This is a genomic window from Starkeya nomas (assembly GCF_902703545.1).
Lineage (GTDB): Bacteria > Pseudomonadota > Alphaproteobacteria > Rhizobiales > Xanthobacteraceae > Ancylobacter > Ancylobacter moscoviensis.
In genome coordinates, this window is record NZ_CACSAS010000001.1 from 232,681 (window position 1) to 244,760 (window position 12,080).

Annotated in this window: 14 protein-coding genes and 2 tRNA genes; 9 read left to right on the forward strand and 7 right to left on the reverse strand. The window is 68.8% G+C overall.

What is annotated here, in order from left to right:
- Positions 1 to 2: 2 nt before the first annotated feature.
- Positions 3 to 79: transfer RNA gene (locus STARVERO_RS01110), tRNA-Pro, on the reverse strand.
- Between the two features lie 214 nt (positions 80 to 293).
- Between STARVERO_RS01110 and STARVERO_RS01115 the strand changes: the two genes are divergently transcribed.
- Positions 294 to 368 (forward strand) — tRNA-Gln (locus STARVERO_RS01115).
- A 67-nt stretch (positions 369 to 435) separates the two neighbouring features.
- On the opposite strand, the gene STARVERO_RS01120 is transcribed toward STARVERO_RS01115, so the two are convergent.
- Positions 436 to 1,647, reverse strand: coding sequence for an MFS transporter (locus STARVERO_RS01120; RefSeq protein ID WP_244616477.1), 1,212 nt, complete (start codon positions 1,645 to 1,647; stop codon positions 436 to 438).
- 178 nt (positions 1,648 to 1,825) lie between these two features.
- Between STARVERO_RS01120 and STARVERO_RS01125 the strand changes: the two genes are divergently transcribed.
- The 5 genes from STARVERO_RS01125 to STARVERO_RS01145 all read left to right on the forward strand — a co-directional run bounded on the left by STARVERO_RS01125 (position 1,826) and on the right by STARVERO_RS01145 (position 3,577).
- Positions 1,826 to 2,041: a hypothetical protein gene (locus STARVERO_RS01125; RefSeq protein WP_144343814.1), complete on the forward strand. Its 216-nt coding sequence runs from the start codon at positions 1,826 to 1,828 to the stop codon at positions 2,039 to 2,041.
- Between the two features lie 111 nt (positions 2,042 to 2,152).
- The gene (locus STARVERO_RS01130; protein WP_144343815.1) at positions 2,153 to 2,416 is read left to right on the forward strand and encodes a hypothetical protein; all 264 of its coding nucleotides are present in this window, start codon (positions 2,153 to 2,155) and stop codon (positions 2,414 to 2,416) included.
- A 171-nt stretch (positions 2,417 to 2,587) separates the two neighbouring features.
- Positions 2,588 to 2,884, forward strand: a complete 297-nt coding sequence (rpsU, locus tag STARVERO_RS01135) for a 30S ribosomal protein S21 (protein ID WP_144343816.1) — start codon at positions 2,588 to 2,590, stop codon at positions 2,882 to 2,884.
- A gap of 159 nt (positions 2,885 to 3,043) precedes the next feature.
- A complete protein-coding gene (locus STARVERO_RS01140; RefSeq protein WP_144343817.1) occupies positions 3,044 to 3,253 on the forward strand; it encodes a cold-shock protein in 210 nt (69 codons plus the stop codon).
- Between the two features lie 99 nt (positions 3,254 to 3,352).
- Positions 3,353 to 3,577, forward strand: coding sequence for a hypothetical protein (locus STARVERO_RS01145; RefSeq protein ID WP_144343818.1), 225 nt, complete (start codon positions 3,353 to 3,355; stop codon positions 3,575 to 3,577).
- Positions 3,578 to 3,658: 81 nt separating this feature from the next.
- On the opposite strand, the gene STARVERO_RS01150 is transcribed toward STARVERO_RS01145, so the two are convergent.
- On the reverse strand, positions 3,659 to 4,615 hold the full coding sequence (locus tag STARVERO_RS01150) for an AraC family transcriptional regulator (RefSeq protein WP_159597612.1): 957 nt from the start codon (positions 4,613 to 4,615) through the stop codon (positions 3,659 to 3,661).
- A 335-nt stretch (positions 4,616 to 4,950) separates the two neighbouring features.
- Between STARVERO_RS01150 and STARVERO_RS01155 the strand changes: the two genes are divergently transcribed.
- From STARVERO_RS01155 to STARVERO_RS01165, 3 genes are all read left to right on the forward strand, one after another.
- Complete coding sequence (locus STARVERO_RS01155) at positions 4,951 to 6,381, forward strand: DUF1254 domain-containing protein (RefSeq protein WP_159597613.1); 1,431 nt, start codon at positions 4,951 to 4,953, stop codon at positions 6,379 to 6,381.
- Positions 6,382 to 6,389: 8 nt separating this feature from the next.
- A complete protein-coding gene (locus STARVERO_RS01160; RefSeq protein WP_159597614.1) occupies positions 6,390 to 7,214 on the forward strand; it encodes a hypothetical protein in 825 nt (274 codons plus the stop codon).
- Between the two features lie 98 nt (positions 7,215 to 7,312).
- Complete coding sequence (locus tag STARVERO_RS01165) at positions 7,313 to 8,050, forward strand: aspartate/glutamate racemase family protein (protein ID WP_159597615.1); 738 nt, start codon at positions 7,313 to 7,315, stop codon at positions 8,048 to 8,050.
- Positions 8,051 to 8,062: 12 nt separating this feature from the next.
- On the opposite strand, the gene STARVERO_RS01170 is transcribed toward STARVERO_RS01165, so the two are convergent.
- The 4 genes from STARVERO_RS01170 to STARVERO_RS01185 form a co-directional block, all read right to left on the reverse strand.
- The gene (locus tag STARVERO_RS01170) at positions 8,063 to 8,524 is read right to left on the reverse strand and encodes a MarR family winged helix-turn-helix transcriptional regulator (RefSeq protein WP_144343823.1); all 462 of its coding nucleotides are present in this window, start codon (positions 8,522 to 8,524) and stop codon (positions 8,063 to 8,065) included.
- A gap of 97 nt (positions 8,525 to 8,621) precedes the next feature.
- A complete protein-coding gene (locus STARVERO_RS01175) occupies positions 8,622 to 9,371 on the reverse strand; it encodes an ABC transporter ATP-binding protein (protein ID WP_244616478.1) in 750 nt (249 codons plus the stop codon).
- Positions 9,368 to 10,147 carry an ABC transporter ATP-binding protein gene (locus STARVERO_RS01180; protein ID WP_159597616.1) on the reverse strand — a complete coding sequence of 260 codons (780 nt, stop codon included), beginning with the start codon at positions 10,145 to 10,147 and terminating at the stop codon, positions 9,368 to 9,370. The genes STARVERO_RS01175 and STARVERO_RS01180 overlap by 4 nt, the downstream gene beginning before the upstream one ends.
- A complete protein-coding gene (locus STARVERO_RS01185) occupies positions 10,144 to 12,063 on the reverse strand; it encodes an ABC transporter permease (protein ID WP_159597617.1) in 1,920 nt (639 codons plus the stop codon). Before STARVERO_RS01185 ends, STARVERO_RS01180 begins: the two co-directional genes overlap by 4 nt.
- Positions 12,064 to 12,080 lie beyond the last annotated feature (17 nt).

Sequence of the window (12,080 nt, forward strand, 5' to 3'; positions counted from 1 at the left end):
AATGGTCGGAGTGGCAGGATTTGAACCTGCGACCCCCTCGTCCCGAACGAGGTGCGCTACCAGGCTGCGCTACACTCCGACGCGGCGCGAGCCTCTAGCATGCCGATGCGCCGGCCTGCAAGGGGAGGGGTGCGCTTGGCGGTGGATGATGTGGATTTCGTCTCTGTTCGCCGGCCTTTCGCCTCTGTCGTCGCACGGCTTTGCGCGTGCCGAGGTTGAAAGCGGCGGCGAGCTGTGGCTATGTCCGCGCCCACGGTTCCGGCCCGGCTTTCCAGCCCGACGGCCCGGTCCGGTGGGGCGTCGCCAAGTGGTAAGGCAGGGGATTTTGATTCCCCCATGCGGAGGTTCGAATCCTCCCGCCCCAGCCAGCTCCGGTCATGCAGGCCGCATCCCTCTCGATGATTGCTTCCTCACCTCCGCGCCGAAGGCACGTGCTCAGGACGGAGGGCTGCGTCCTCTAGCGGCGAGCAGCGCGAGGGCCGCGGCGGAAAGGCCTGCGCCGACAAGGAACGGTGCCTGCGATCCCTGGCTCTGCCAGAGCCAGCCGGCGGCGGTGTTGCCGGCGAGGACCACCACGCCCGTCGCCAGGTTGAAGGCGCCGAAAGCGCTGCCCTTGAGGTCGTCGGGCGTCGCATCGGCGACCATCGCGCCGAGCAGGCCCTGCGAGAAGCCCATATGCAGGCCCCAGAGAACGGTGCCGACGATGTAGACGCTCACGCTGCCGGCGAAGGCCAGCGTCAGATGTGCCGCCATCAGAAACATCAGGCTCCAGATCAGCAGTCCGGTCCGCCCGATGCGGTCCGACCGGCGGCCGACCGGCCAGGCGGTCAGCCCGTAGGCGGCGTGCATGACGACCATCGACAGCGGCACCCAGGACGGCGAGAAGCCGGCCTCGAGCGCTTTCAGGAGCACGAAAGCCTCGCTGAAACGGGCCAGCATCAGCACGGAGGCGATGCCGATCACGCCCCAGACCGCGCGGTTCAGCCGGAACGAGCGGGACAGCCGGAAGGCCGGCCGCTTCGCTGCCGCCCCCGTCTTCGGCTCGTGCACGGCGAAGATCAGTACGGCCATCGCCAGCGCGGCGGGGATGGTGGCGATCCAGAAGACGGAGACGATGTCTCCCGCCATCAAGGTCATGGCCAGGATGGCGATCAGCGGCCCGAGAAAGCCGCCCACCGTGTCGAGCGACTTGCGCAACCCGAAGCTCTCGCCGCGAATCTCGGGCGGGGAGACGGCGGCGATGATGGCGTCGCGCGGCGTGCTGCGGATTCCCTTGCCGATGCGGTCCATCGCTTTCGCCAGGACGATCTGGTCGACGCTGGTCGCCAGCGGGAAGATCAGCCGCGACAGGGCCCCAAGGCCATAGCCGGCGATCGCCAGCGGCTTGTTGCGGCGGCTCCAGTCGGCGAGAAGCCCGGAGAAGAGCCGGGTCGCCGTCGCGATCGCGACCGACAGCCCCTCGATGAAGCCGATGGCGAGAACCGACACGCCCAGCTCGGCGGCGAGGTAGAGCGGCAGCAGCGTCTGGATCAGCTCGGACGAGATGTCCATGAGCAGGCTGACGAGACCGAGCGCCCAGACGGTCGGCGGAATACGCCGCGTGGCGACATCGCGGGGCGAGGCGGCGGACTCCTGCTGGCGGGGCACAGGCGTTCCTTTTGGCAGGCGACGGACAAGACGCGACAGTCGATAGCAGGCATCCGTTCCGGAAGCAGCGCTATCGGCGCTTTCCTCCTTTTTTGACGGGGTACCGCAGGGGAAATTGAGGTTACATGGTGTGGGGACTCGCGAGGCAATGCGCCGGCGCGACCGGGAGGGCAGGGCTATGGACCAGCAGCAGGCCGCCTTCGAGCTTCTGAGGCTCACGCTGGAGCGGCATCCGGAGGCGACGGCCACGCCGGACGCGACCATCGACCTCTACCGCACCTGCCTGGCCGCCGTGGCGGGGGCTCCGCCGCTTTCGGGGAGCCGGAAGCCGGTTCGACTGGAGACGATCTGCCCCAGCTGCGGCGGGCGGGTCGAGATCGAGTTCACGCCGTAGCGGGCCGGGTACGGTTGGGCTGGATGAAAGCGGCGGCCGGGCGCGGAAGCTCTCTTGGGGCCCCGGCACTCCGGTGGTAGCGTCTCCTGCGGATGCTGCAGGGAGGGCACCATGAAGAAGACGCTTCTCGCCATGACGGCGCTGGCACTATGGGCCGCCGCTCCGGCGTTGGCGCAGGACACGAACGCCCCGCCGGCTCCCCAGCCGCCGCTCTCGAACCCGGACAATCTCGACCCGGGTCCCGATGCGCCCCAGCCGCTCACCGGAGAGCTGGTGCCGCGCCCGGGGGCTCCGCCGGTCGATCCCGCGGCCGATCTGAAGCTGCCGAACTGCACGCCGCCCAACTGCGGCACGCCGCAGATCATGAGCGAATAGCTGCGATCGCGGGCGGGAACGGGGTGGCATTGGCGGGTTTTCCCCCGGCCACGCGTGCCGATAAAGCCGCTTTGCCCTTCCAATTTCCGCATATCGCCCCATATTAGGCGAGGCGTCGCCATTCTGCGGCCGCGTAAACCAGCAGCACCGCTGCATGTGATCGGAAAAAATTTGCAGGTTCTCGTTCGCGACAACAACGTCGAACAGGCGCTGCGCGTCTTGAAGAAGAAGATGCAGCGCGAAGGCATATTCAGGGAAATGAAGGCCCGGCGCTCTTACGAGAAGCCGTCCGAGCGGCGCAACCGCGAAGAGGCTGAAGCCGTTCGCCGCGCGCGCAAGGCTGCGCGCAAGCAGGCGGTCCGTGATGGCCTCATCGCCGCCCCGAAGAAGAAGCCCCTCGTCGACCGCCGGGCCCCGCGTCCCGCGCCTCAGGCGGCTGCTCAAAATAAATCCGACCAAGGGTTGTAATAACTCCTGGTTTCGATTATGATCGCGCATCGATCTTGCACGTTGAACTTTGTTTTGCGCAGCTCTGCGCCGCAGCGAAATTCCTCTCAAATCGATGTCAACGTGACGCCCGCGCCGCGCGGGTGATCGAATTTCTATGTCGAACTAAGGAATATCGTTATGGCGACAGGCACCGTGAAGTGGTTCAACAGCCAGAAGGGCTTCGGTTTCATTCAGCCGGACAATGGCGGCCCGGACGTTTTCGTCCATATCTCCGCCGTCGAGCGCGCCGGTATGAGTGACCTGCGCGAGGGTCAGAAGATCTCCTACGAGATCGAGACCGACCGTCGCAGCGGCAAGTCCTCGGCGGGCAGCCTCCAGGCTGCGTAAGGAATGCCTCCGCTCCGTGACCCCGGATGTACGGGCACGGATCGTCGACGCAGGGGAGGCCGGGGCAACCCGGCCTTTTCATTTTGAAAGGAATGAACGATGGCGAAGCTCAACCGCGATACGCTCTTCCAGCCCAAGCTCTCGAAGACGGAAAGCAAGGCAGAGTCGGTCTCGCGCATTGCCATGTCCATGATCGAGCAGGAAGTCGCGCAGCGGGAGGCCAAGACGGCACGCCTGCGCGAGGCGCGGCTGGCCCGCGAGGCCACCGAAAGCCAGGCCGCGGCCCGTTCGGCCGGCGCCGGCGGCAAGCGCGCGAAACGCTGAGATTTCCGGCGGTCGCGAGGAGTGCTCCTCCTGCCGGACCTTCCAAACCCTTCCACCTGAGGCGGAAGAGATCGTCCGCGATCATCCCTCGCCGGTAGCCACGCCCGCCGCCTGTTGCGCGCGCCATTGCGAGGGCGCCACGCCGGCCCACCTCTGGAAGGCGTGATCGAACGAGCTGTTGGCGGAATAGGACAGCGCCTCGGCCACGCGGCCGATCGGCAGGCGCGTCAGGGCCAGTAGTTCCCGGGCGACCGTGAAGCGCACCTCGTCCTTAATCGCCTCGAAGCTGGTGCCGGCCCGGGCAAGGCGCCGGGCCAGGGTGCGGGGCTCGAGGCCGAGTTCGCGCGCGACGGCGTGGCGGTCGGCCTCGTCCAGCATCAGGCGCGGGCGTATGGCATGGCGGACCTGCCCGACGATGTCCGCGAGATCGCCGCGCAGCATCTCCTGCAGGGCGGCGCGAAGCTGCACGTGCCGGGCCGGATCGGCGCCCGGCAGCGGCATGGCCATGTCGTGCCCGGAGATCACCACTCCCGTCTGCTCCTGGTCGAAGACGACACTCGTCTTGAGGACGCTGCGATAGGCGGACAGGTTGTCCGGCGGCCCCACGCATTCGAGCACGCGCAGCGGCTGTGCGCGGCCTGCAGTGAGCGCGCGCACCATGTTGCAGCCGATGGCGACCACCAGATCGTGAATCTGGCGGCCGACGCCGGTGCCGGCATCGTAGAGCCCGTAGCCGATGAGATAGTCGTCGCCGAGCCGCTGGAGATACACCACCGCGCCGCGTGAATAGCCGATCTGCAGCCCGACATAATCGCGGAAGGCGTCGCCGAGCGTGGGCGCGCTCGCCATCATCTCGCCGACGGGACCGAGCGCCCGGTGGTCGCTGCGCGCGCCCAGCAGCAGGCCGAGATGGGGACAGCGAGCCAGCCTGGCGCCGCGCTCGATCAGGCCGACCAGCACAGGGTAGGCGAACCGGGCTTCCGGCAGCAGTTCGTGTGGCGCGATGCCCGAGCCGGCGAACGCCTCATCGAGGCTCACCCCGAGCTCTCCGAGAAGCGCCGGCAACGCTGCGACCGGGCCCACGCGCTGGGACGGAACATTGGTCAAAATCGGCGGCTCCTGTCCTCTAATAGCAAGCGGTGGCCACTTCCATAAGTTATGGCTCTGGCATCCCGCAAGGTATTCGATTTGGAATATCTTGGCTGGCGGTGCCCGCGCGACGTGACATTGCCGTCATGCTATAATTCCATAGAAGTGCTCTTAGTCGGGAAAACGAATTCTTGCGGCGGTTTATGCTTTGCCGACGACGGCGGTGTGGGTCCGTGGCGGGGAAAATCGTCTTCGTCTCCGAAATCTTGTCGAGGAAGCATGTCATGACGTTTTCGCGCCGCGCCCTGATGATGGGTGGAGCTGCTCTGGCCTCGGTCGCCGCCGCTCAGAACGCCTTGGCCTGGGACGGGCCGATCTACGATCTCGTCGAGGGCGCCGACGACTTCATGGTCGCTTCGGACGCCTATGTGTTCGGCTACCCGCTGGTCACCATGGAGATGACCCGCCGGGTGATGACCAATGTGGTGAAGGCGGAAGGCAGCCGCGGGCCGATGGGCACGCTGATCAAGCTGCGGTCCTATCCCGACGCCAGCTTCCGCGATGTCACCGCGCCCAACGCGGACACGCTCTACACCACGGCCTTCCTCGATGTCGGCGACGAGCCCTGGGTGGTGAGCGTGCCGGACATGAAGGGCCGCTATTTCCTGCTGCCCTTCCTCAATGGCTGGACCGAGGTGTTCCAGGTGCCGGGATCGCGCACCACCGGAACCGGCGCCCAGACCTATCTCGTCACCGGCCCCGGCTGGTCCGGCAAGGTGCCCGAGGGCATGGTGCAGCTCAAGTCGACGACCGACATCGTCTGGATGCTCGGTCGCATCTACTGCACCGGCACGCCGGAGGATTACGCCGCCGTCCACGCGCTTCAGGACCAGTTCAAGCTGTTCCCGCTGAGCGCGCTCGGCAAGGACTACACGCCGCCCGCCGGTAAGGTCGACGCGGCCATCGACATGAAGACGTCGGTGCGCGATCAGGTGAACGCGCTGAGCGCGGCCGATTATTTCACGCTGCTCGCCGAGCTCATGAAGCGCAATCCGCCCACCGCCAAGGATGCGCCGGCGCTGGCACGGTTCGCGCAGATCGGCCTCGTCCCCGGCAAGAGCTTCGATCCGAAGGCGATCGACGCCCGCTGGTCGAAGCGCCTGCCGCAGCTTTCCTATGACCGCATCATGCTGCACTTCAAGCTCAGCGGCGGCGACGTCAAGGACATCAACGGCTGGGGCTACACGACCAAGACCGGTCTCTACGGCACCGATTATCTCCAGCGTGCCCTGATCACCGCCATCGGCCTCGGTGCCAACCGGCCGCAGGACGCCGTCTATCCGACCTCGCTGAAGGACAAGGACGGCAGCGAATACAGCGGTGCGAACAAGTACCAGCTCCGCTTCGCGCCGGGCGAGCTGCCGCCGGTGAAGGGGTTCTGGTCGCTGACCATGTACGACGCGGCGATGTTCTTCGTCGCCAACCCCATCAACCGCTATTCCATGAGCATGCGCACCGACCCGAAGCTGGAGTCGGATGGCTCTCTGGTGATCTACGTCCAGAACGAGAGCCCTGGTCCGGACAAGGAAGCCAACTGGCTGCCGGCACCGAAGGACCGGTTCAATCTCATGCTGCGCCTCTACTGGCCGGACGAGAACGATCCGTCGATCCTCAACGGCTCGTGGATCATTCCCGCCGTGGCCAAGGTCGGCTGAGCCGGAAGATGGGGGCATTCGGGCACAGCGCTCGCGCCATCGCCGTGTCGCTCGCCGCCTTTCTCGCGGCGGGCGCGGCGCGTGCGGCCGACCGGCCCCATGGCGGCGCGCCGCAGCCCGACACGGCGCGGCCGGCGTCGGACTGGCGCTTCCAGGCGACGTTCTATGGCTGGCTGACAGCCATCGACGGCGATGTCGGCGTGCGCAACCGGCCGATGACGCCGGTCGATGCATCGCTGTCCGACGTGCTGGAAAATCTCGACGGCGCGGTGATGGGCTCGTTCCTGGCCGAGAACGGACAATGGCTGTTCCTCGGCGATCTCGTGCTGGCGCGGCTGTCGCACGACGGCCAGATCGGCCCCTATGGCGGAGGCTCGCTCGACGCCGAGCTGTCCCAGACCATCGCCACCGGCGCGATCGGTCACTGGCTGCCGCTCGGCGCCTCCGATCTCGATCTCGGCATCACCGCCGGCCTGCGTTACGTGCGGATTTCCGCCGATGTCGCCTTGTCGCCGGCCGGCTCGCTGCTTGTCGGGTCCGCCAGCCAGACCGAGCAATGGGTCGATCCGACCGTCGGGCTGGTGCTGCAATGGGCCATCGACGATCGCTGGTTCCTCAACGCCGTGGCGGATATCGGCGGTTTCGGCGTGGGATCGAAGCTGTCGAGCAACGGCTATGTCGGGCTCGGCTACCGGTGGACGCCCTCGCTCTCGACCGCCATCGGCTACCGCTATCTTTATGAGGACTACGAGGCCGCCGGCATCGGCACGGGCTCCTTCCGTTACGACACGGTCATGCACGGCCCGACCTTCAGCCTGGGCTGGCATTTCTGACCGGGAGCGGGGCCGCTCATCCGCCCGGCCGGTGCCCATCGTGCCCGTCCCCGTGCTAGAAGCGTGAGATCCCAACCGTTCACGCTCCGGGCCTTCCCTTGCGCATCCATCTCGTCAATCCGAACACCACCCGTTCCATGACCGACAAGATCGCCGCGGCGGCGCGGGCGGTTGCGGCGCCGGGTACGCAGATACTGGCCGCCACCTCGGCCATGGGGCCGGCCTCGATCGAGGGGCATTACGACGATGCCCTCGCCCTTCCCGGCCTGCTGGCCGCGATCGCCGAGGCGGAGGCGCAGGGCGTCGACGCCCATATCATCGCCTGTTTCGACGATACCGGGCTCGACGCGGCGCGCACCCTCGCGCGGGCGCCGGTGGTCGGCATCGGCGAGGCCGGCTACCACATGGCGAGCCTCGTCGCCCATCGCTTTTCGGTGGTGACGACGCTGTCGCGCTCCATCCCGGTCATCGAGGCGAACCTGCTGCGCTCTGGCCTCGACCGGCGCTGTTCGGGCGTGCGCGCCTCCGAGGTCGCGGTGCTGGAGCTGGAGGATCCCGCCTCCGACGCGCGCAGCCGCATCTCCGCCGAGATTGGCCGCGCCGTGCGGGAGGACCGGGCCGAGGCGATCGTGCTCGGCTGCGCCGGCATGGCCGATCTCGCCCGTGCGCTCGGCGAGGAACATGGCGTGCCGGTGATCGACGGCGTGGCGAGCGCGGTGGCGCTGGCGGAGGGGCTGGTCAGGATCGGCCTCGCCACCTCGAAGGCGGGCGCCTATGCGCCCCCGCGTCCCAAGGCCTATGCCGGCCGGCTGTCGGACTTCGCGCCGCGCGGATGAACTCTCTCGCCGCTAGCCGAGCTTGCGCAGCAGTTTGACGATCTGCTCGCGCTCCTCGGCGTTCAGCGGTTCCAGCGTCGCCTCGGTGATCTCGCGGGCGATCACCACCGCTGCATCCGCCACCTCACGCCCGCGGTCGGACAGCCCGACCGCGCGGCGGCGCCGGTCCAGCGGGTCATCGGCGGTCAGCACGAAGCCGCGCGCCCGCAGCCGGTCGACGACGCCCTTGATGGTCGCGGCATCGAGATAGACCAGCCGTCCCAGCCGGTTTTGCGAGCAGGGGCCGGCCTCGCGCAGCTTGGCCAGGGTGGCGAACTGCGGCGGGGTGAGACCCTCGATCATGCGCGCGGCGAACAGCGCCGTGTGCCGCTGGCTGGCGACGCGCATGAGAAAGCCCACCTGTTCGTCGAGCCGGTAGGCATCGACCGACACGGCTCTCTCGTCGGCAGGCTCGTCCGGGCCGCCCGCAATCATTGGCCTCTCTTCCCCCCGAAGATAGTCGCCATCGCCGTCATCAGAGCACAGCTGAGCCGGCTCGCAAACGGATGTTTCAAATCTTCGGCCAAACTGGCTAAATTTTTCCGAAGATTCCCGCAGTCTCGGATGCCGCCGCCAGCCCGTCCATGGCTCCCTGCCAGCGCAACTCACCCTGCTCGATGAGATAGGCGCGCTCGCATATCGCCTCGCACAACGCTGAGTTCTGCTCGGAGATCAGCAGCGACAACCCGCTGGCCTTGAGGCGGAGGAGGGCGTCGATCATTTGTTCGACAACAATTGGAGCGACCCCTTCGGAAGGCTCGTCGAGAAGCAGCAGCGCCGGGTCGCCCATCAGCGCGCGGGCGACGGAGAGCATCTGCTGCTCGCCGCCGGACATCTGCCCGCCCGGCCGGTCGAGCATCCCGCCGAGATTGGGAAACAGCGCCACCACGTCCTCCACCGACCAGCGCGGCCCGCGGGACGCGGCGTCGGAGGCGCCGGTGCGACGGCCGAGGTCCAGATTTTCCGCCACCGTCAGCTCGGTGAAGATACGCCGGTCTTCCGGCACGTAGCCGACGCCCAGCCGGGCGATGGCGTGGGTCGGCAGCGCCGCGATGTCCGCGCCGCGCAGCGCGAGGCGCCGCGCCCGCCGGCGCGCCAGCCCGATGATCGCCTTCAGCGTCGTCGACTTGCCCGCGCCGTTGCGCCCCACCAGCGCGACCGCCTCGCCGCGCCCGACCGTCAGCGACAGGCCGAACAGGATCTGCGCCTCGCCATACCAGGCGTCGAGCCCGTCGATCTCCAGCATGGGCGCCATCGCGGTCGGCACGGGGGATGCCGTCATGGCCTCGCCTCCCGTCCCGGCCGCGTACCGCCGAGATAGACCTCGCGCACCAGCGGGTCGCGGCGCACCGCGTCCACCGGCCCGTCGGCGATCAGCCGCCCGCGCGCCAGCACGATGGCGCGGTCGGCATGGCCGAACACCACGTCCATCGAATGCTCGGTGAACAGCACGGCGAGGCCGCGGGCGCGGGTGAGGCGACGCACCAGCGCGATCATCTCCCGCCGCTCTCCCGCCGCCATGCCGGCGGTCGGCTCGTCCATCAGCAGCAGCTTCGGTTCCCCGGCGAGCGCCATGGCGAGTTCGAGCCGCTTCACGTCGCCATAGGCGAGCGCGGCCGCCGGCCGCTGCGCCTGCGCGCCCATGCCGGTCTGCTCCAGCAGCGCCAGCGCCTCCTCGCGGGCGATGCGGCGGGCCGGATGCCAGAAGCCGAACACCCCGCGCCGGACGGCGATGAGCGCCATCTGCACGTTCTCCAGCGCGCTCATGGAGGGGAAGACGGCGGCGACCTGGAAGGTCCGCCCCACGCCCAGCCCGGCGATGCGGCGTGGCGGGAGCCCGGTGACGTCGCGGCCGAGGATATGCACCGTGCCGGCGTCCGGCCGGAGCTGGCCGTTGACGATGTTGAAGCAGGTCGACTTGCCGGCGCCGTTGGGGCCGATCAGCGCCAGCAGCTCCCCGGCGGCGATCTCGAAATTCACCCCGTCCAGCGCCCGCACGCCGCCATAGCTCTTGGCGAGGCCGCGCACCGCCAGCACGGGGGAGGGGGCGGCGCTCATCGGGCGCCTCCCGTCCGGCGCGGCCTCGCCATGTCGCGCAGCCCGGCCACGCGGCGCAGCCCGCCGGCGATGCCGAAGGGGAACAGCAGCACCAGCATGAGGATGACGAGCCCGAGCAGGGCCCGCCAGTAGTCGGTCTCGCGCATCACCGTGTCCTGCAGCAGGGTGAAGGCGCCGGCGCCCAGCAGGGGGCCCATCAGGCTCTGCACGCCGCCGAGCAGCACCATCACCAGCCCGTCGATGGAGCGTCCCACCGAGATCGCCTCGGGCGAGATCGAGCCCTTGGCGAAGGCGAACAGCCCGCCGGCCGCGCCGCACAGCGTGCCGGCGAGCGCGAAGGCGAGCCAGCGCACGCGCGCCACCGCAATGCCGGAGGCCTCCGCCCGCAGGCGCGAATCGCGTCCCGCCCGCAGCGCCAGGCCGAAGGGCGCGAAGACGATCCGCCGGAGCAGCGCCAGCCCGCCGAGCGCTACGGCGAGCGCGGCGAGATAGAGCCCGGCGCGGCTGTCGAACGGCCAGTCCGGCCACACGCCGAACAGGCCGTTGGAGCCGCCCGTCACGTCCTCCCACTGATAGACGATGGACCAGACGATCTGCGCGAAGGCGAGGGTGAGCATGGTGAAATAGACGCCTTCCAGCCGTACGCAGAACCAGCCGAACAGCGCCGCCCCGGCCGCCGCCGTGCCGATGCCGGTGGCGAAGGCGAGCGGGGTGGAAAGGCCGAGCTGCGTCGCGGCGAAGGCGGTGCCGTAGGCGCCGAGGCCGAAATAGGCCGCGTGGCCGAAGGAGGCCATGCCGCCCGGCCCCATGATGAAGTGCAGCGACGCGGCGAACAGCGCGGCGATCACCATGTCGAGCGCCAGCACCGGCGCGTAACGGAAGAGCATGCCGATCAGCGGCATGGCGGCGAACAGCAGGATGGTCGCCAGCACGAGGGCACGTCCGCGCCGGTCGAGCGGCAGGAGCGGAGGCTCGGCCTCTCCCGCCTTCGTGGCCGGCAGGGCCCGGCCGAACAGGCCGTGGGGACGCAGGACGAGGACGACCGCCATGACGAGGAATTCCGCCACCAGCGTCAGCCGCGACATGTTGAAGGTGTAACCGGCGATCTCGATCACGCCGAGCGCGGTGCACAGCGCCTTCACCTCGGCCACTAGCACCGCCGCGAGATAGGCGCCCTTGATCGAGCCCATGCCGCCGACCACCACGACGACGAAGGCCTCGCCCAGCACGGAGAGGTCGAGCGACAGGCTGGCCGGTTCCCGCGCCATCTGCAGCGCCCCGCCGAAGCCGGCGATGCCGGCGCCGAGCGCGAAGACGGCGGTGAACAGCAGCGCCTCGTTGATGCCGAGCGCCGCCACCATCTCCCGGTCCTGCGTGGCGGCGCGGATCAGCCGGCCGAAGCGCGTGCGAGTCAGCAGCAGGTGCAGCCCGACCAGCACTACCGGACCGATCAGCGCGAGGAAGACGTCGTATTGCGGCAGCCGCCGGCCGAGCAGTTCCACCGAGCCGGAAAGGCCCGGCGCGCGCGGCCCGAGAATGTCCTCCGGCCCCCACAGGAACAGTGCGGCATCGTTGATGATGAGGAGCAGCGCGAAGGTCGCGAGCAGCTGGTAGAGCTCCGGCGCATTGTAGAGGCGGCGCAGCAGCACCCGCTCCACCGCCGCTCCCAGCAGCGCCACCGCCAGCGTTGCGCCGGCGATGCCGCCCCAGAAGCCGGCCGCGCCGCCGAAGCGCTCGTCCAGCAACGGCGCCAGCGTGACGGCGATATAGAGCCCCAGCATGTAGAACGAGCCATGGGCCATGTTCACGATGCGGGTGACGCCGAAGATGACCGACAGGCCGGCCGCCACGAGGAACAGGCCGGAGGCCGAGGCGAGGCCGTTGACCGCCTGGAACAGGAGGGAATCGAGCGACATCCGTCTACCCGCCGCCG